Origin of the sequence: Dactylosporangium sp. NPDC000521 (assembly GCF_042898305.1) — a bacterium.
In the GTDB taxonomy this organism is placed as follows: domain Bacteria; phylum Actinomycetota; class Actinomycetes; order Mycobacteriales; family Micromonosporaceae; genus Dactylosporangium.
The window spans coordinates 240,258-258,890 of the sequence record NZ_JBIAYW010000001.1 but is presented as its reverse complement, the minus strand read 5'-3'; the positions used below and the strand labels follow the sequence as shown (position 1 = coordinate 258,890).

Below are 18,633 nucleotides of genomic sequence, written 5' to 3'. Positions count from 1 at the left end.
ACGGGCGCGAGGCCGCGGCGGAGGCGCTAGCAGGACGACGGCTTCATGCAATGCGGTCAAAGCGCAGTGCACCCGGCCCTCGCGGCGGCGGTTGACACCGGCCGCAGCGAACTTCGCGGGAGCGGCACCAACTGCCGGAAACCCTAGCCCGCTCGCTTTACGGCTGTAAAGACCGAATTAAGGAAAACTTTAGGTTTGTCCGCTTGGCAACTATTGCGCAATCAAGCGCCGACAGCGTTCGTTCGGCACGCGACCCCAGGCGTCGCCCGAACAGTGGATCGCGCGCGCGGCTATCCGGCCGTCAGGGGGTTCTCAAACCGCCGCCCGCCAGCCGGGTACGGAACGCTGGACGCTGTTACCGTTGGCTGGTGGTGGAGGTATCGGCGCCGGTGCTCGGTGGAGCTGGCACGCCGGTCACGCATGAGCATCACTGTGTCGTCTTCGACGATCCGGGCGAGTTCCGGGTCCGTTCCGGCCGGTTCGTGGCCGCGGGGCTGGCCGCTGGTCAGCGCATCATGTACATCGGTGCCGGAGATCCCGCCGGGCTGTCCGCGGACATGGCCGGCGTCGACGGGTTCACCACGGCGCTGCTCAGCGGGCAGGCCAGTGTCGCGGCGGTCGATGCGATGTACGAGCTCGGGCTGGTGTTCGACCCGCAGGAGCAGGTGGACCTGTTCGCGGTAGCGGCCCGGACGGCGCTGGCGGACGGCTACACCGGGCTGCGGGTCGCGGCGGACGTCAGTGCGCTGGCCGGCGACCCGCGGCACGGCGAGGCATACCTGCGATACGAGCATCTGATCGACCGGTTCATGAGCGGACATCCGGTGCACGGCATGTGCGGCGTCCGGCGCGACGCCGTCAGCCCCGACGCACTGGCGGCCGTGGCCTGCCTGCACCCGCGGATCGAGTCGGTGGCCGTGCCGTTCCAGCTGTACTGCACCGGGCAGCCGCCGTTCGGCGTGGTGCTCGCCGGCGAGGTCGATCTCGCCGCGCAGTCGCTGTTCGCCTCGGCCCTGCGCGTCGTCGACCTGCCGGGCGCCGGCGGTGAGCTGGTCATCGACGCCCGGCGTCTGTCGTTCATCGACCACCAGCGGCTGCTGCAGCTCGCGGCGTGGCTGCGGGACGCCGGCACGACCGGCGTGCTGTACACGACCCACGGCAGTGTGCTGCACACGATGGTCGAGCTGCTGGAGCTGCGCGAGCTGCGGGTAACTGCATGAGGACCGGCACCGCCGCGGACCATCGCGGCTACTTCCACCAGGCCGGGTTCTACGCCTCCGACGACGAGTTCCTCGCGCTGGTGGTGCCGTTCTTCACCGACGGCCTGGCGGCCGGCGAGCCGGTCGTGTCCGCCTTCGCCCCGGCCAACCAGCGGCTGGTGCGCGACGCGTTCGGCGCCCGCAGCGACATCCGGTTCATCGACGGCGACGCGCAGTACCTGCGCCCGGCCGGCGCGATCCGGCAGTACCGGGCGATGTTCGCCGACTACGTCGCCAGTGGCGCCGGGCAGATCCGCGTCGGCGGGGACGTGCCGCATCCGGGTACGGGGGCGCTGTGGGACTGGTGGGCCCGCTACGAGGCGGCGGTCAACGTCGCCTACGACGACTACCCGATCTGGGGGCTCTGCCCCTACGACACCCGGACCACCCCGGCCCATGTCCTGCACGACGTGCGCCGCACCCACCCGTACGTGGCGACCGCGACCGGGGACCACCCGAACCCGGCCTTCACCGACCCGGTCACGGTCCTTGCCGAGCCGAGGACCGGCTGGCGTGACCCGCTCGAGCGGCAGCAGCCGCTGATGTACCTGACGGACCCGTCACCCGGTCAGGCCCGCGCGGCGGTCAACGCCGTCGCCGACGTTGCCCGGCTCCGGTTGGACGACCTCGGTGGCCTGGAAGTCGCCGTGAGCGAGGCCGTCACCAACGCCGGGTTGCACGGGGCAGGGCCGATGGACGTGCGGATCTGGGCGGCCGGCGGCCGGATGGTGGTGGCTGTCCGCGACGTCGGACCGGGCCCCGCCGACCCGTTCGCCGGGCTCATGCCGGTCGCCGACCGCTCGTCCGGCGGCCGGGGACTGTGGCTCATGCACCAGTTGTGCGCCTACGTCAGCCTGCAACGTGAGGCTGACGGTTTCACCATCCGCCTCGTCGCCGGTGACCAGCACACAGCCCCCTATTGATCCGCAAGCCCCTGGTCTGCGGTGGGCCGGCGCTGCTCGCCGGTGTCGCTGTTCGCCGACACCGCCGCGGTGCCACGTCGGTGTGGCCGCGGTGCAAGGGCCCGCACTGTGCTCTGGTCCAGGACGCGGCTGACGGTGTGCAGGAGCTGGTGGGCGCTGACCGGTTTGGTGAGCAGGGTCGCGCCCGCGGGGATGGTGCTGCGGACGGCGAGGATCGTCTCGGTGTAGCCGGACAGGTAGACGACGGGGAGTTCAGGTCGGCTGCGGTGCAGGATCGCGGCGAGGGCGGGCCCGTGCATGCCGGGCAGGATGACGTCGGTGATCAGGAGTGCGATGTCGGGGTTCGCCGCGGCGAGCTGTTGGGCGGCGGCGACCTCGGCGGCGGACAGGACCGTGTAGCCGGCGTTGTGCAGGACGCGTTCGGTGATCGCGCGGAGGCTGTCGTCGTCCTCGACGAGCAGGATCGTCTCGCCGGCGCCCGGCCGGTGCTGCTCCGCCGGGATGGTGTCCGGTTCGGTGCGGTCGTCGGTGACCGGGAGCAGCGCGGTGACGGTGGTGCCGTGGCCGGGTTCGGAGTAGATCTGGGCGTGGCCGCCGGCCTGGGTGATGATGCCGTAGATGGTGGCCAGGCCCAGACCGGTGCCGTGGCCCTTGGGTTTCGTGGTGAAGAACGGTTCGAACGCTCGTTCCAGGGTGGCCTTGTCCATGCCGGTGCCGGTGTCGCTGACCCGCAGCCGCATGTAGCGGCCGGTTCGTGCGCCCGGGTGCTGGGCGGCGTAGTGCTCGTCGACGGTGACGGGTGCGGTTTCGATGGTGAGGGTGCCACCGGTGGGCATGGCGTCGCGGGCGTTGACCGCCAGGTTGACCAGGACCTGCTCGATGCGGCTGGGGTCGGCCTTGATCGGCGACGGCTGCGCGGTGAGGTTGGTGGTGAGGGCGATGTCCGCGCCGAGGGCACGCCGCAGCAGGGTGCCGAGGCCGGTGACGACGGCGTTGAGGTCCAGGGTCCGGGTCTCGGGTGCGGGATCGGCGCGGGCGAAGGACAGCAGCTGGCGGGTGAGGGCGGTGGCGCGGTCGCCGGCGGCGACGATCTCGGTGAGGTCGGCGTGCAGGGTGCGCCAGGTGGGGTCCGCTGCGGCCACCGGTGCCAGGTCGGCTGCGGCCATGCCGGCGTAGCCGTTGATGATGCCGAGAAGGTTGTTGAAGTCGTGTGCGACGCCTGCGGCAAGCTGGCCGAGGCTCTCGAGCCGGTCGGACTGGCGTAGCCGCCGTTGCAGGTGTTCGCGTTCGGTGACGTCGGTGATGACGGCGCAGCGGACCTTCCGCCCGGCGAACGACGCGAGGTAGGTGGTGACGCTCACCTCGGTGATCGTGCCGTCGTGCCTGAGGTGGCGCTGCGGCCGGTCGCGGCCGAACGGATCGCCTGTCGCCGCGGCGGCGTCCCGCGCGGTGGGTTCCTGCGGCGCGAGCAGGTCGGTGTAGGTCATGGTGAGGAGGGTTTCCTCAGACCGGCCGTAGTAGGTCACGCCGGCGGCGTTCGCGGCGACGATGTCGAGGGTGTCGGCGTCGAAGACCACGACGGGGTTGGGGCTGGCGTCGAACATCTGCCGGTAGTTGCGTTCGTGTTCCCGGGCAGCCTCCTCGGCGCGGCGACGTTCCCGCAGCTCCCGGTCGACGGTGGTCAGCAGTGTGTTGAATTCCTCGCCGAGTTCGGCGACCTCCCGAGGGCCGGTGACCGTGACGGTCGTGTCCAGGTTGCCGGAGGTGGTGGCGGTGTGCACGGCGGTGCGGAGCCTGCCGATCGGGCCAGTGACACGCCGCTGCACGAGCATGGTGGCCAGCAGCCCCGCGAGCAGGCCGAGCGCCACGATCAGAGCCTGATGCCGGGCGAGCCGGTCGGCGCCGGCCAGCGCAGCCGACCGGTCCGCGCCGGCGAGGACCAGCCAGCCGGTGCCCTCGACGGCGCTCCTGCCGTACAACCGCTTCCGCCCCGTCACGTCGGCCCCCGCACCGGTACCGTCGTCGTGCATCGTGAGCCGGGTGTCGCGGACCGGGGTGCCGGCCCACCGCGACCCGTCGGGCCACCGCGTCAGCACGGTCGAGCGGTCCCCGGTGGTGATCACGAATTCGAGGTGGCGGGGGCCGCCGAACAGGTTGCCGGCCGCCGCGCCGAGGGCGGGCAGGTCCACGAACGCGGCTACCAGCCCCAGCCCGGGGACCACGGCGGTGACCAGGAAGGCGGGCCGTCCGGTGCGGTCGTCACGGAGCGGCGCCATGGTCTGCGCCGCGCGCACCGCGCCGGGCAGCCAGGACGCCTTGGTGTAGACGTTCGCCGGTGTACCGCCGGGCGGCGGCTTGGACGAGCAGGCGATGGTCCCGTCCGGGCGCAGGACGTCCAGGTGCCCGTCGTCGGCGCCGCCGAGGGAGAACGCCAGCCGGCAGGCGCTGGGGTCGACGAACACCTGCGTCACGGCGGGGCTGGTCGCGACGGAGTCGACGGTGCCGCGCACGACGGCGAGGTGCTCGCCGATCTGCCGCGCCGCCAGACCAGCCGCCATCGACGCATCAGCCCGGGCTGCGGCGACCGCGTCGTGGCGGGCCTGCACCCAGCCCGCATAGATACCTACCCCGGCGGCGACCACGAACAGCACCACCAACCCGACCAGATACGACCGCAGCGGCCATCGCCGTGCCCGGCGCAAGGACCCCACCGGTCCCGGAGAGGCCGCTACCGTGCCGGGCTCCCGCGTGCTCATATGACGGCTACCTTCCCGGCAGCTGCGCCCTGGTCGCTAACGGCAGGTGCACAGCAGGGGCCAGTTCACGGGCCGATCGCCCACCGCGCCGAGGGCGCGCCGACGCGTGCTCTCCCACGACGGTACGCCGTTCGCCGGGTGGCAGGGCCGGAATCAACAGCGGCCGGCCACGCGACCAGCAGGTCATCACCGCCGCGCAGCAGCGCACCGGCGAGCCGATCAAGCAGCTGAGCGCGGCACTGGACGCCTACCTGATGCTGGGCCGAGGGCGTCGCGGAGGTAGCAGCGTCACGCGGCGTTGCCGAGGTTGGTGCCTCAAGAACGGCATCCACCCACTCACCTTTGCACCGCGCGCGCGATACGAAGCACTCCGCCGATGTGACAGGCTTAAGGAACGGTGTAGCCGTCCACTGGCGCCGGGTCGTCCGCGGGCCGCGGATCGACCGCCGTCCAGGACTGCCGACCCTGATGCAGGGGGCGGCTGGCCGGTCGCAGGAACCGCTCGCTGCGCGGGTCGGCCAGCCCGGCGAACCCGCCGAGGGTCGCCGCGATGCCGGCCACGACGGTCCCGAGCATCAGCGTGCCGATCAGCTTGAGCTCGAGGAAGTCGAAGCGCAGGCCGGCGGTGGTGGTGCGGGTGGCCCAGTACAGGGACAACACCTGCAGGAGCAGCAGCAGCACCCCGGCGATCCGGGCGATGTGCGCCCCGTTCGGCCAGCCGCGCCCGGCGACCCACGCCGCGCAGGACGCCCCGGCGGCCGCGACAGCGATCGCGCCGGCGCCGGCCAGGAAGATGAGGCCGGCAGCGTTGGCGAGGTCCGCCAGGTCGCCGTCCACGAGGCCGTCGCTGATGGTGTAGACGGGCCCGGCAAGACTGAGCGCTCCTCCCACCGCGAACCGGTACACGGCCGCCCGCAACGGCGCCGGCGGTCCGGTCCAGCCCGCCTGCTCGATGCCGGCATGGTCGGTGCCGGTCGCCGCGAACGCCCGGCGGGCGGCCGGGACGCCGAGGATGACCGCCGCTCCGGCCAGCCCGATCATGGCCACCAGCACACCGAGCACACCCACCCACGCCGGTAAGCCGATCCACCCGCCGAAATCCCAGCTGCCGAACAGGCGCCCGCGATTGGCGTACAGCGTCAGGGTCACGACTGGCCCGACGCCGCACAGCCACACGAGCGCGGCGCGCCCGGCGTCCCGGCCCGCCAGCACCAGTCCCGCGCACACCAGCAATCCCGCCACCAGCAGGGTCGCCGGCAGCAAGGCCTCGAACACGTCGGCGGTGAGTATGGCCTCGGACACGTCGGCGGGGAGGTCGGCGCCGACGTCCTGGGCCACGACCTCGAGGATGTCCCGGACTCCGATGTAAGTGCCGTAGAGCAGGACCGCCAGGCCGAGGACGGCGAACCCGACCGCGGTCAGCCCGAGGGCTACCGGGGTGCGCGATGGCTGGGACATCCGCGCACGGTACAACCCGCGAGGGTGCGGCCGCTGCCTGCGGTGATCAGCGCCGTGCGGACCGTCAAACGGTGGCGGTGGTGTCCCGAACCGCCCCGGCCGTGCGGGTCTCGCGCATGATCAACAGGCCGTTGACCACCATCAGGCGAGCGCGGCGGCCAGCAGGGCGAAGGCGGCGATGATGACGGCGACGCGGACGTAGTGGTAGCGGTTCCACCTGCCCAGCTGCTGCTTCCAGTCGGCGGGCCGGTTTTCGGGGGTCCAGGTCCTGTTCCGGTTGTTGATCGGGACGAGCAGCAGCATCGACATGACCACGCTGACGACCAGAAGGCCGGCGGCGGTGACGACGAGTCCGGCGCCGTGGTCCTGCCATCCGGCCACGGCCCAGACGGCGCTGAGCAGCAGTGAGCCGATGTACCAGAACGGCATCAGGGCGCCGAGCATCCGGCCGCCGTGGGCGTGGCCGAGCTGGCCGCTGTCCCCGGGAAGCGCGTTCAGGATCCGGCTCATGATGAAGGCGACGGAGAACTCCACCCCCACCATCAGCCCGACGATGACGACGGTGACGACCCCAAGAGCGTTGAGCATGACTGTACCTCCGAAATCTAGCAGCGCTAGCTGACAGAGCAACGCTAGCAGTACCACTGCTCGATTGTCTAGCAGTGCTAGGATCAGTTCATGGCGACACAGGAACGCAAACAGCGCGAGCAGGCGGTCCGCGAGCGGCTCATCGTGGCGACGGCCCGCGAACTCGCCGAGCAGCAGGGCTGGGACGCGGTCACCACCCGCCGCCTCGCCGAGCGCATCGAATACAGCCAGCCCGTCCTGTACAGCCACTTCCGCGGCAAACGGGAGATCATCGGCGCCGTCGCCCTGCAAGGCGCCACCGAGATGGCCGCAGCGGTGCGGGCCGCGACCTCCGCCGAGGACAACCCGCGCGCCCGGGTCACCGCCCTGGCCCGCGCCTATCTCGACTTCGCCGCACACAACCCTGCGGTCTACGACGCCCTGTTCCAGCTCGACGGCGGTCTGACGTACGCGCAGGACGACACCCCCGAACCGCTGAAGGACGCCTTCGCCGCGCTGATGGAGAGCCTGAGCGAGGTCGCCGGGGACGGCGTCGACCCAGGGCTGTTCACCGAGGTGTTCTGGGCGTCCCTGCACGGCCTGGCGACCCTGACCCGCGCGGGCCGCCTGCTACCGGAGTGCGCCGAGCTGAGGGTGCAGCTGCTGGTGGACCGGCTCGCCATCGCCTGACACACCGTCCCGGCGGGCACGCAGCCGAGGCCGTTTGTGCCTGGTCCCGTCGACGACCTGGCGGTGATGCGTCACCAAGGCCGGCAGAACGAGCCTTCGGCCGACGACTCCACCGATCCGTCTACGCTGCTGCGGATCGGCGCGATGATCCTCGCGGCCGCGCCATGCACCGCCTGGACTGACGGGCTCCGGGCGGCAGCGACCGTCGGTTCAGGTGCGGATCGCCTCGGTTGCCTGGCGGTCGAGCCGGACCCGGCGCTTGCAGCGGTACATCTCGGCATCGGCGCGGCGCAGCAGCGCTTCGGCGTCGGCCGGGGTACCGGTGGCGACGCCGACGCTGGCGCCGACGTGCGCGACGGTGCCGGGCAGGTGGTACGGGCGGGTGAGGACGGCGCTGACCGTGGCGGCGTGCTGGTGCGCGACGTCGGCGTCGGCGCCCGGCAGGAGCAGCGCGAACTCGTCGCCGCCGAGGCGCGCGACCAGGGCGTCCGGGCCGGCGGCCGTGTCGAGGCGGCGGGCCACCTGGACGAGCAGCGCGTCGCCGGCGTGGTGGCCGTGGGCATCGTTGACCTGTTTGAAGCCGTCGAGGTCGATGACCAGCACGCTCAGCTGCGCGGCGGTGTCGATCGCCGCGAGCCGCTCGGTCAGCAGGGCCCGGTTGGCGAGGCCGGTCAGGGCGTCGTGCGTCGCCTGGTGGCGCAGCGCGCCGTGCAGCCGCTGCAGCTCGAGCATGCTGCGGTCGAGGTCGGTGAGCAGCCGGTCGTTGTCGTGGAAGGCGATCAGCTGGCGGGTGAGGACCACGGCGGTGATCAGCACGATGCCGACCATCACGCCCCAGGTGGGTGCGTCCGCGCCGGCGATGTGCAGGGCGACGATGCCCAGCAGTTCGGTGGCGACGACGGCGACGTACGGCATGACACTGAAATGGCGCTGCTGCGCCTTGACGTGTTCGGCCGGGCGCCGCTGCTGGACCTCCTGCACGCGGAGGCTCGCCACGGTGAGGATGCACGGCAGCAGCGACGCGACGGCCTCGATCCGCGGGTCGGTGACGCCGGTCAGGATGGCGGCGACGGAGGTGCCGACGGCCGTGCCGCCGACCCCGACACAGCCGGCGATGCCGGCCTGCCGGGTGAACGGGGCGGTACCGCTGAGGATCAGCTTCAGCACGCCCAGCACGATCACGAGCATGACGACAGCGCCGGCCGCGGCGGCCAGCCGGTCCCCCAGGCGTGGGCTGTCCAGTTCGGCCCCGATCGAGAAGTACCAGAGGAAGACGGCGACACCGATCAGCACGGCGCCCGCGTCGAGCCACAGCCGCATCCGCTGCCGCCCGGCATCACCGAGCGGGTGACGCAGCATCACCACTGCCATCACCGTCATCGCGCACACCACGCACAGCGACTGCACGATGTTCACCGGGGCACCGGGGTCAGCCACCGTCAGCGCGGTCTGCGTTCCGTCCCCGACGGCGCACAGCAGGCCGCCGACCGCCATCGCCCGCCAGAAGCGCCGTTGGTACCGTTCCGTCCCGCCCTGCGCCCGCAGCCGGCGGGCGAACACCACGATCGACACGTCGAGGGCCGCCTGGATCCCCCAGGAGACGGCGCCGCCACCCGGCCCGGCGAGAAACCACACCGGCACGACCAGGGCCAGCCCGCCGAGGCCGAGCAGCACCGGGTCACGCAGGAGCTCACCGAGCGGGGACCGTTGCGCCATGGGAGCCCAGTCGGCCGGCGGCAGGACGACCTGAGCCCGCCGCGCGGACCGCTACAGCCGTCCGCGGTACTGCAACCGTCCCGCAATCCGGCTCGCCGCCGACACCCGCAGGCCAGCGGGTCAGGTCGCGTACCTCCATCGCGTGTGCGTCGATGGCCAGGTGAACGCCCTCGGCCGGGCGATGTGGCCGCACCAGCATCCGGTCATGCCAGCGGCGTTTCCTTGCGCGGCGCCCGACGATCGTGGCGAACACCACAGCTGGAACGAGTTCGCGGCCCGGCGGGCGGGGTATCGACCGCTCCGTGACCTTTATCGTCCCCGCGGGCAGCGTCCTGGCAACGACCGCCGCCGAAGTCCTGGAACGGCACGAGGCGGCGCCGGGCGGCCTCTGCAAGAGCTGCGGCTGGCCGGCGCCGTGTGTTACCGCGAAACACGCCCACCTTGTCGTGTCCGCCACTGCCAAGGCCACCGAACCCGAACGGCTGCCCGCCGCGGCATAGCCGCCGGGGGCTGCTCTCCGACCATCGCCAGGACCCTCGGCCCCGGCACACCGCATCTTCCTTGGTGCGTGGCCTTGTTCAGTCGATCGTGAGCTGGGTGGGGGTGCCGCGCCGCCAGATCGTACGCAGGTGCAGCGTGTCACCGATCCGGGTGGTGGGGTCGCCGTCGACGAGGAGCAGGTCCGCGCGCAGGCCGGCGGCGATGCGCCCGCGGTCGTCGAGTCCGAAGCGGCGGGCGGGTGTGGACGTCGCCGCGCGGAGCGCTTCGACCGGCGTGAGGCCGGCCTGGACCAGGTACTGCAGTTCATGGTGGACGCTCGCGCCGTGCGCCACTCCGGCCATGAAGGGCAGCGGGAACGGGGCGGCGTCAGTTCCGACGAGGATGTCGACGCCGGCGTCGTGCAGCGCTTTGACCGAGTGCAGCACGTCCTCCAGCTTGCCCTGCGGGTACCGGTTGTAGCTGCCGCGGAGCAGGTCCGTCCAGGCCTCGCCGAGGCGGTCGGCGACGCGGGGATCGTCGGCCAGCGCTGATGCGGTGACTCCCATCATGGATGCGTCCAGTACGACGCACGGGACGACGAACACGCCGGCGGCGGCGATCCGTTCGATGATGTCGCCGGTGTGTGCCTGGTCCATGAACAGGTGGGCGAGACCGTGGATGCCGGCGTCGACCGCCATCCGGGTCGCGTCGACCGTGAGCGTGTGGGCGACGGTGAGCATGCCGTGCCGGCGCGCCTCCGCCACGCCGGCGTCGAGGGTGGCCTGGTCGAGCATCGGCAGTCCGGGGTGGCCTTCCACGGAACCGTCGTCGACCATGAACTTGATGTAGTCCGAGCCGGCCGCGACCAGCTGAGGAATGAAGCGGACCGCTTCCTCCGGTGTGGTGGCGAACGGCATCAGCGGCATCGGCCCGCCGGGTCCACCGTGCTCGTCGTCGTCGCCGGGCCTAGGGTCGAAGTGGAAGTCGTCCGGGAACAGTTCGCTGGGGTGACCGCCGGGCGGGGTGATGCCGAACCCCGCGGAGCGCACATCCGCGAGGGCGTCGTTGCCGGTGATGTGTGACCGGTTGGGCCGCGTGTTCATGCCCTGCATCTCGAGCTCGGTCGTGACGCCGAATCGCAGCGCCAGCGCGAGAGCGTCGTCGGAGCTGTGGGTGTGCGCGTCGATCAGGCCCGGCAGCAGCGTCGCCCCGGCCGCGTCGATGATCTCCGCCGCGGCCGGCGGCTCCCCGCCGACCGCGGCGATCCGGGTGCCGTCGATGACGACCGTTGCCGATTCGAGCACCTTCTCACCGTCGAACACCCGTGCGTTCGTGATGGCGGTAACCATGCCGTACCTCGTCTCCTGGACTGTTCGGACGTGCCGCACTGGAGATTAATGCTCCTTCGCAATTATGTGCAACAGTGCACGCATGTGCTCACCGGCACTCTCTCGCGTAGGCTATGTCTGTGACCAGGGAGAGCGGGCTCGAACAGCGAGAACAGGACCTGTTGGATGCGGTGGGCGGAGCCTTCGCCCGGATGCGGCGACGCACCATGCAGGCCCCGGTCGATCCGCCGAGCGGCCGTAAGGACCTCACCCGCAACCTGGTCCTCAACCTCGTCGAGGAAGCGCAGCTTGCCGGCCGGGAGATGACCGTCGGCAGCCTCGCCGACCACCTCATGGTCGACCCCTCCGTGGCCAGCCGCATGGCCAGCGACTGCATCACCCACGGCTACCTCGTCCGCGCGGCCTCACAACAAGACGGCAGACGCACCATCATCCAGCTCACCGACGAGGGCAACGCGCTGCTCGACCACTTCCGCCACCAGCACCGGCAGGCGTTCGAGTACATCACCAGCGACTGGCCGAAAGCCGAGCGGCTGGAGTTCGCCCGCCTGCTCATCAAGTACGCCGAAGCGACCTCCCGCCTCCCCGTACCGTCCGGCAGCGACGACAGCGACGGCGGCGACGGCGGCGACAAGCCCAGCCATTCCGGCAAAGGCGCGCGCACGAAGCGCACGGCAGCGAAGACCGACCCCGCCGATCGATGACTCGGCGCCGCGCTCCGCAGCAACGCGCAGGGCGAAACAGATTGCAACCGAGCGGGCGCCAATCGCAACCGCGCAAATCGCGGCAGACGAGGATGCCGAAGTCCTTCGCCGTCGTCCGGCGTCTTCGTTGGTGAGCACGGAGACCGGGCCTGGGGCGTCGCCTTCATGGTTGACGGGCGCAGGACCGCACATGGTGTGGCGGCAGATGCTCTGTGCCAGGACCATGCCGCCGATCCGCCGGCCAGATCTCCTTGACGTCAACAAGGTCAGGCGTCCACGCAACGCCCAGGATGAGCGCTACCAGCCGACCGAGCGTTATCGTGTATTCGATGCCTGGCCCGCCGCCACGAAGCGTGACGATCTCCGAGTCCATCGCCGCGCGACACCTGCGGCTACGCGCGCAGCTGCTCAAGCGCTGTCGATGGTTGCAGGCCGCAGATCGCTGGGGCCTGCGGCGGCGATAACGGCGCACTCTGGGCATTGGCCCTGGCCGCGGCTCAGGAGGGCGGCTGTGGGTGGTGCCGGTAGGGGATGATCTGCCCGTGGGTAGGCATACATCCCGCGAGCCGGCGGAGTTCGTGGTTGGCGATCCGGACGCCCCCTGGGCTCTGCGGCTGTGGCGCTGGTGGTGGCTTTTTCCGCCGCTCGGCCTGGCGCTGTGGCCGATCTCGCCACTGCTGGCGATCGGTCTGACAGTGCCGCTGTACGGGTTTGGCATCAGTACCCGCGGGCTGGCGCCGTATACGCTCCGTCCGCGACACGGGCTGGTCTTCGTGCCTCAGAACGAGCGGGGCGCGTGGCACGAGGCCAGGCAGTCGATCACGCGCATCCGCGCGGCATGGCCGGCCCTCGGCGTGATGGCCGACCCCGCCCACATCGGCCCGGCACTGGACCAGGCCCGGTGGGGCCTTGCCGTGCTGCTGTTCCGGCGGGCCGAAGTGACCCGGGCACTGAAGGACCTTGACGACGCCGTGCGTGGCTTGGCCGCGCAGGCACCGCTGCGTGCGGAGGTTGCGGTCCGCCGGGTCGAACTCGGGGGCCGGCTCGAGGAGCTGAGCGAGCGGATAGCCGAGCGGCTCGGGGCGCTGCGCATGCTCGCCGAGGTTTCCAGCGAGCATGCTCACCAGCAGTACCGTGCCGAGCAGGCCCGCAGGGCGCTGCGCCGGGCCCGATGGGCGGACGAGGGCGCCACGGACAGGCCTGACGTGGTCGCCGAGGTCGCGGAGCGGACCGCGGCGGTACTCGCCGCGTACCGCGAGTTGTCCGCGCTGCCCCGCCCGGACGCAGCGCCGGGAAACATGGCCGGTACGACGCCATGATTCGCCGCAAGACGTTCCGATGACCGGTCCAGTCGACACCCGCCGCTAGGCGCCGCTGTCGATCTACGTCACATGGCCTCGCCCTCAGCAGCCTCCCGTTCGTCGAACGGGATCATCCTGGCCGAATGCGCGCTCATCGGCGTGTCTGCGCACCGGATGGCGCAGGACGCCCGTCACACCGCGTGATGGGCCTACGCGCTCCGTCGGCGGCAGATCCGGATACTGGACCAAGAATTTGGTCGGCAAGCGCGTGCAGAGATCGCTGTGGACAGGTGATGTCCGGACCGGCTCTCGCCGGGGTCCGGTTCTATTCGGTCCAGGCCTCGCCGAACAGCTTCCACAACCGGGGGTACCGGCGGGCGATCTCGGCTGTAGACAGGCGTGCCCATTGGACGTCGTCCGGATTGGGGTCCATACGCAGACGGACGTGGCGTTCCTCGGTGACCACATCGCGGATGTCGCCGTCGATGTCGGGCCGGAGTTCGCCGATCTCGCACGCCACATACTCCAGCGACTCCCAGCCCGGGTAGTCCTCGTTCTGCCATGGCTGGGGAAGAGACGCCAGCCGAACGACCTCCGGTACACCGGCCAGGCTGTCGGGATCCATGATCGCCGCCTCGTAGGCGTGCCGGCCCAGGCCGACGAGCCACATCTGGAAGTAGTGGAAGGAGTCCATGCTGCAGGGCGCGGTCATGATGATGTCCGCGGCTCGCCATAGCCGATACGTGTTGGCCGGCTCGCGGGTGGCAGACAGGTGCTGGACGAAGTCGAGCAGGTGGCGGCGGGAGATCCGGCCGAGTCGGTCCCCCAGGAAGGTCTCACGCTCCCGTTGGGTCGGCCCTGAGTGGCGCGAGAGCTCGATGAAGGTCCAGAAGTCGTCCACGTCCACACCCATGAGCCTAGATCCGTTCGACACACCAGAACGCGTCAGCGTGCACGCTCCCCCGGAGATGGCGATCGGAGAGCGGCTAGAAGTGTGCATGTGATCTTCGTGTGGACCGCTATGCTCAGGGCGGCGTGAGGCAACGACGCGGGATGATGAGATCGTGTTGATCAGCGAGACAAAATTACTGCTGACGTCGATGCTTGACCATGCCGGGGTACGCCCCGGCAAGGCCGCTGCCGACGACGTGCTGACGACGGTCGAGGTCTTCCGGCGATTCGCTGCCGTCCCGGTCGATGATGCCGCGCCGCCCCAGGAGGACGGCGACGGGGTACTCGCCCAGTCCGGAACGTTCAACTTCGATGGCGTGCGTGAGTTCTGCGCAGATCTCACCCGGCAGTTCATCGAGGCCGACGACGAGGACGTGATGTGGCAACTGCGCTGCACGTACCACTGGACTCCCAGTGCCGAAACCGAAGCGCTCGGGTCCGGGCTCATGTGGTCCTTCGGCATGCCTCTCGACGACTTCTTCGCCGAGGCTCTCGCCCTTCCCGGCTGGGCATGGACACTGGCGGGCGTACAGGCGCCTCAACACTTCACGATCGAACTCGATCAGATCTGAACGCACTTTATCGGCACGAGAGCGTACCGGCCCATGGGCCAGGCCGCCTGGAGCGGCGTACGGAGCGTGATGATCGACGGCAAGCTACTGCGCCCGGTCGGCGGCTACGAGCGTGCAGCTGATCAAGGCTTGCCGCTGCATCAAGCCGTCGCCCGGCGGTACTGAGGGGTGAAGGCTGAAAGGGACGTTCCGCGTGCTCACAGTAGGGGTCGATCCGGCCGATTGTGATGTGGTCGAGCCGGACAGCGGTGGCGGCGGGCACGCATAAGGGGCATCGTCGTGGTTATGCGATCCTCTCACGGCGTGCGGGTGGCGGCGCTGCTGGCCGGCCTTGGTCTCGGGTTGACGGCGTGCGGCGGGAACTCCGCGCCGCAGGCCTCGTGGTCGGGGGCGCCGTCGGCGGGCCAGCAGCCGGCCGGGGCCGCGTCGCCTTCGGTGTCGCCGGCGCCGAGCGGTAAGCCGGTGCACGTGCGGCTGTACGAGAAGGACGGGGCGACGTACGGCGTGGGCATGCCGATCATCGCGTACCTGTCGGCGTCGATCACCAGCGCCAAGGACTTCGACGCGGCGACCCAGGTCACCGTCAACGGGGCGCCGGCCCAGGGCGCGTGGTACTTCCAGAAGTCCACGATCTACGCCGGCTACCCGATCGAGGCACACTACCGCCCGGCCGAGTTCTGGCCGGCGCACGCCGAGGTCACCATGAACCTCGACACGAAGGGCAAGTCGGGCGGGGCCGGGCTGGTGTACGACAACAGCCTGACCCTCGACATGAAGACCGGGCCGGCGAACGTCGGCAAGGTCGACGGCAAGACTCTGCGGATGGTCGTGACCTCCGACGGCAAGCAGGTCTTCGACTTCCCGGTGTCGCTGGGCAAGGCGAGTACCCCCACGTTCAACGGCACCAAGGTCGTCATGGAGAAGAAGGCGGTCGAACACATGGTCGGCGACGGCTATGACGAGCAGGTGCCGTGGTCGGTACGGGTCACCAACTCCGGCGAGTACGTCCACTCGGCCAGCTGGAACGGCGGCAACATCGGCCAGCGCAGCACCTCCCACGGCTGCACCAACCTGACCGAGGCAAACGCCAAGGCGTACTTCGACTTCGCCCAGGTCGGCGACCCGATCACCTACACCGGCACCGGCGGCCCGACGATGCCGACCTGGGACGGGTACGGCGACTGGAACGTGCCCTGGAACACCTGGCAGGCAGGCGGCGCGGTGCCGGCCAACTGACGCGACCTCCGGGCGATTGCCGGCATCGCAGCCTGCGGCTGGACGTCATACTGGCGCGGTGATGTCGCAGTTCGACCAGGCATCGGCGGAGGCGGCTGAAGCACGTGGTGACTGGGCCACAGCGATCGCCCTGGTCAGTGAGTACGCTGAGTGCTACAGCCACGACCATCACCGGCACAACGCACACCTGTGGCACATGGAACTGCTCGTGAAGGCCCGGCTGTTCAATGAGTTGGCCGATCGGGCGGAAGCGGATGTGCACGCACGGCGCCGCTTGGACCGGTTCCTGTTCGAGGACAGCCGCGATGGCGAACTGCGTCAGCGTGCTGAGCGCGGTGACAAGACCGCCCTGTACTTCCTCGTGCGCCTGCTTCGGGCGCGAGGAGAACACACGGCCGCCGCACGAGCAGTCGCGGACATTGAATGACCGACCCCTACGCTATCGAGCTGGCACATCAACCGCTGCCCAACGAGTAGGGCTACGCAGAACTCGACACGGCCCGACTGGATGACGGTCGTCGGTCGCCGATCGCACGCGACCGGCGGCATGTCCGGGCACCTGATCGAGGCGGTCTGGCCGATGAATACGCCAGAGTTTCGGTGGGGCGCGGTGTCATCGGCCAGCCGTGGGGAGGCTGTCAACCACCCACAACATTGTCCACCCATCAGGCGTGCCGCGATGCCCGACGAGGGCCCCTCCCCGGTCGTCGCCCGCCGGTGGCGTCGCCCGTGGATCTACGATGACCAGCCATGGACAACGTCACGCACACACTGATCAGCGTCCTGGTCGGAGAGGCGGTCCACCGGTCGCTGCCGCCGTCGGCGGTGCTGAGCGACCGGGCACGCCGCGGCGTTGCCATCACCGTCATGGCGGTCGGCGGCAACCTGCCCGACGCCGACGTCATCTACACCGGATGGGCCGGCACGACGGCGGACTACCTGCTGCATCACCGCGGGCACACCCACACCGTCGTCGGGTCGCTGGGCCTGTCGCTGCTGCTCTTCGCGGCGGTGTGGTCGTGGTGGCGGTACCGCAGAATCGGGCCACGGCCGGCGGATCTCGGGCTGCTCGCGGGGCTGGCGATCCTCGCTCCGCTGCTGCACATCGCGCTCGACTCCACCAACAACTACGGGGTCCACCCGTTCTGGCCGTTCGACGGCAGGTGGTTCTACGGCGATGCCGTCTTCATCGTCGAGCCGCTGCTGTGGGCGTGCGCGGCGGCGCTGCTGTTCGTCCTGCCCGGCCGGACCGCACGGGTGCTGATCGCCCTCGTGGCGGCGGCAGCGGTCGGCCTGAGCTGGTTCAGCGGCTTCGTGCCACCGTCGCTCGCCGCCGCCGTGACCGTGCTGACCCTCGGCCTCGCCGCCGTCAGCCGCTTCGCGCCCGCCCGGGCCGCGCTCGCCGCCGGCATCGTCGCCTGGCTGGCGGTCACCGCCACGCTGGCCGGCACCACCCAGGCAGCGCGGCACCGGGTCGAGGCACTGCTCGCGGAGCGCTTCCCCGACGCCCGTACCCTCGACACGGTGCTGACGCCGATGCCGGCCAACCCGCTGTGCCGCGAGGTCCTGGCGGTACAGCGGACCCCGGACAACTACGTCGTGCGGCGCGCCTTCCACTCGCTGGCGCCCGGATGGATCCCCGCGGACCGGTGCAGGGAGCTCTCCCTGTCCGGCACCGCCACGACCGCCACGCTGACACCGGTCGCCGCGCCGACGACCGACGAGGTCGTCTGGGCCGGTGAGCTGACCGTCGATGCCCAGCTGCTCGCCGAACTGTCGTCGGAGTCCTGCGCCGTGCACGCGCTGCTGCAGTTCGCCCGGGTCCCCTTCGCCGAGCGGAAGGACGGCGGCTGGGTCGTCGGCGACCTGCGCTTCGACCGCGAGCCGGGACTCGGACTCGCCGAGGTGGAGGCCCGCCCGGGCAAGGACGGCTGCCCCCGCTTCCCGGCCCCATGGGTGCCACCAAGGACCGACCTGCTGCGCGGCGAATAGCCCGCTGGCCGGCACCGAGACCGGCGACGTCAGGGCAGTGGCTGGCCGCCCGTGACGCCGAGGACCTCACCGGTGACGTAGCTCGACTCCTGCGAGGCGAAGAACGAGGCGAAGAACACGTACGCGGGCGCGAGCTCGGCCGGCACGGCGGGCGGCGCGGGGAGCGGCCAGCACCGCCGCGGAGCCGACCCGCGCGCAAGGCCGGAAGGCGTCATCCCGCACTCCGCTTCCGCGCTCAGATGAAGACGAGGAATGCGCCCCACATGACGCCCGCGATGCCCGGCATGACGTACGTGAACACATCGAGCGCGGAGACGCGGCGCCGTGACCGCCAGGTCTCGCGGGTCTGCTTGTACTCCGGCAACCGGTCGATTGCCGCCTCCTGGACGTGGCGGAGGTACTGCACGCCCCACCAGGTCACATAGCCCCACACTCCCGCCAGCACCACTCCGACGAAAGCGATGATGGCGGCGGCGACGGCCAGCCGGTGCACCTGCTGGCTCACGGACAGCAGGATCGAGTACGCGACGACCAGCATCGACTGGGCCACAAGAAAGTAGTTCCCACGCTGGACGATGCTGTCATCGATGTGGATGCCGTGCGCCCACAGGCGGTTGTCTTCGTCGCGCCGGTCCTGCTCGTCTCGCGCGGAGGTCGTCACGGCTGCCACCCTTCGAGG

At 70.7% G+C, this 18,633-nt stretch carries 18 protein-coding genes; 9 read left to right on the top strand and 9 right to left on the bottom strand.

The features are described 5' to 3' along the window. Window positions 1-368: 368 nt before the first annotated feature. Both ACFY3L_RS01175 and ACFY3L_RS01170 read left to right on the top strand, forming a co-directional pair. Window positions 369-1,220, top strand: a complete 852-nt coding sequence (locus ACFY3L_RS01175; protein ID WP_389317188.1) for an MEDS domain-containing protein — start codon at window positions 369-371, stop codon at window positions 1,218-1,220. After that, window positions 1,217-2,182, top strand: a complete 966-nt coding sequence (locus ACFY3L_RS01170) for an anti-sigma factor RsbA family regulatory protein (protein WP_389317185.1) — start codon at window positions 1,217-1,219, stop codon at window positions 2,180-2,182. Before ACFY3L_RS01175 ends, ACFY3L_RS01170 begins: the two co-directional genes overlap by 4 nt. Here ACFY3L_RS01170 and ACFY3L_RS01165 read toward each other — a convergent pair. The 3 genes from ACFY3L_RS01165 to ACFY3L_RS01155 form a co-directional block, all read right to left on the bottom strand. Beyond that, window positions 2,176-4,836, bottom strand: coding sequence for an ATP-binding protein (locus tag ACFY3L_RS01165; protein ID WP_389317182.1), 2,661 nt, complete (start codon window positions 4,834-4,836; stop codon window positions 2,176-2,178). The genes ACFY3L_RS01170 and ACFY3L_RS01165 overlap by 7 nt on opposite strands. Before the next feature lie 489 nt (window positions 4,837-5,325). Continuing rightward, window positions 5,326-6,396 carry a hypothetical protein gene (locus tag ACFY3L_RS01160; RefSeq protein WP_389317179.1) on the bottom strand — a complete coding sequence of 357 codons (1,071 nt, stop codon included), beginning with the start codon at window positions 6,394-6,396 and terminating at the stop codon, window positions 5,326-5,328. 141 nt (window positions 6,397-6,537) lie between these two features. Then, window positions 6,538-6,984, bottom strand: a complete 447-nt coding sequence (locus ACFY3L_RS01155) for an anthrone oxygenase family protein (protein ID WP_389317176.1) — start codon at window positions 6,982-6,984, stop codon at window positions 6,538-6,540. A 90-nt stretch (window positions 6,985-7,074) separates the two neighbouring features. Here ACFY3L_RS01155 and ACFY3L_RS01150 point away from each other — a divergent pair, with 90 nt between their 5' ends. After that, window positions 7,075-7,653 carry a TetR/AcrR family transcriptional regulator gene (locus tag ACFY3L_RS01150; protein WP_389317173.1) on the top strand — a complete coding sequence of 193 codons (579 nt, stop codon included), beginning with the start codon at window positions 7,075-7,077 and terminating at the stop codon, window positions 7,651-7,653. Window positions 7,654-7,863: 210 nt separating this feature from the next. Here ACFY3L_RS01150 and ACFY3L_RS01145 read toward each other — a convergent pair whose 3' ends face one another. Further along, complete coding sequence (locus tag ACFY3L_RS01145; RefSeq protein WP_389317170.1) at window positions 7,864-9,369, bottom strand: diguanylate cyclase domain-containing protein; 1,506 nt, start codon at window positions 9,367-9,369, stop codon at window positions 7,864-7,866. Window positions 9,370-9,947: 578 nt separating this feature from the next. Next, window positions 9,948-11,198 carry an amidohydrolase family protein gene (locus ACFY3L_RS01140; RefSeq protein WP_389317167.1) on the bottom strand — a complete coding sequence of 417 codons (1,251 nt, stop codon included), beginning with the start codon at window positions 11,196-11,198 and terminating at the stop codon, window positions 9,948-9,950. 119 nt (window positions 11,199-11,317) lie between these two features. Here ACFY3L_RS01140 and ACFY3L_RS01135 point away from each other — a divergent pair, with 119 nt between their 5' ends. Together ACFY3L_RS01135 and ACFY3L_RS01130 are read left to right on the top strand one after the other, a co-directional pair. Continuing rightward, window positions 11,318-11,902: a MarR family winged helix-turn-helix transcriptional regulator gene (locus tag ACFY3L_RS01135; protein WP_389317164.1), complete on the top strand. Its 585-nt coding sequence runs from the start codon at window positions 11,318-11,320 to the stop codon at window positions 11,900-11,902. A gap of 578 nt (window positions 11,903-12,480) precedes the next feature. Continuing rightward, window positions 12,481-13,221, top strand: a complete 741-nt coding sequence (locus ACFY3L_RS01130) for a hypothetical protein (RefSeq protein WP_389317162.1) — start codon at window positions 12,481-12,483, stop codon at window positions 13,219-13,221. Window positions 13,222-13,528: 307 nt separating this feature from the next. On the opposite strand, the gene ACFY3L_RS01125 is transcribed toward ACFY3L_RS01130, so the two are convergent. After that, window positions 13,529-14,110, bottom strand: a complete 582-nt coding sequence (locus ACFY3L_RS01125) for a DUF4240 domain-containing protein (protein WP_389317159.1) — start codon at window positions 14,108-14,110, stop codon at window positions 13,529-13,531. Window positions 14,111-14,267: 157 nt separating this feature from the next. Between ACFY3L_RS01125 and ACFY3L_RS01120 the strand changes: the two genes are divergently transcribed. Then, window positions 14,268-14,726, top strand: a complete 459-nt coding sequence (locus ACFY3L_RS01120; protein ID WP_389317156.1) for a hypothetical protein — start codon at window positions 14,268-14,270, stop codon at window positions 14,724-14,726. Between the two features lie 296 nt (window positions 14,727-15,022). On the opposite strand, the gene ACFY3L_RS01115 is transcribed toward ACFY3L_RS01120, so the two are convergent. Beyond that, the gene (locus ACFY3L_RS01115; protein WP_389317153.1) at window positions 15,023-15,238 is read right to left on the bottom strand and encodes a hypothetical protein; all 216 of its coding nucleotides are present in this window, start codon (window positions 15,236-15,238) and stop codon (window positions 15,023-15,025) included. Between ACFY3L_RS01115 and ACFY3L_RS01110 the strand changes: the two genes are divergently transcribed. The 3 genes from ACFY3L_RS01110 (at window position 15,237) to ACFY3L_RS01100 (ending at window position 17,954) form a co-directional block, all read left to right on the top strand. After that, on the top strand, window positions 15,237-15,962 hold the full coding sequence (locus ACFY3L_RS01110) for a L,D-transpeptidase (RefSeq protein WP_389317150.1): 726 nt from the start codon (window positions 15,237-15,239) through the stop codon (window positions 15,960-15,962). The two genes, ACFY3L_RS01115 and ACFY3L_RS01110, sit on opposite strands and share 2 nt — an antisense overlap. 58 nt (window positions 15,963-16,020) lie before the next feature. Next, window positions 16,021-16,389: a hypothetical protein gene (locus ACFY3L_RS01105; RefSeq protein ID WP_389317147.1), complete on the top strand. Its 369-nt coding sequence runs from the start codon at window positions 16,021-16,023 to the stop codon at window positions 16,387-16,389. Window positions 16,390-16,712: 323 nt separating this feature from the next. Continuing rightward, window positions 16,713-17,954, top strand: coding sequence for a metal-dependent hydrolase (locus ACFY3L_RS01100; RefSeq protein ID WP_389317144.1), 1,242 nt, complete (start codon window positions 16,713-16,715; stop codon window positions 17,952-17,954). A gap of 29 nt (window positions 17,955-17,983) precedes the next feature. On the opposite strand, the gene ACFY3L_RS01095 is transcribed toward ACFY3L_RS01100, so the two are convergent. Together ACFY3L_RS01095 and ACFY3L_RS01090 are read right to left on the bottom strand one after the other, a co-directional pair. Continuing rightward, window positions 17,984-18,169, bottom strand: a complete 186-nt coding sequence (locus ACFY3L_RS01095) for a hypothetical protein (protein ID WP_389319169.1) — start codon at window positions 18,167-18,169, stop codon at window positions 17,984-17,986. A 20-nt stretch (window positions 18,170-18,189) separates the two neighbouring features. Next, window positions 18,190-18,615, bottom strand: a complete 426-nt coding sequence (locus tag ACFY3L_RS01090; RefSeq protein ID WP_389317141.1) for a hypothetical protein — start codon at window positions 18,613-18,615, stop codon at window positions 18,190-18,192. Window positions 18,616-18,633 lie beyond the last annotated feature (18 nt).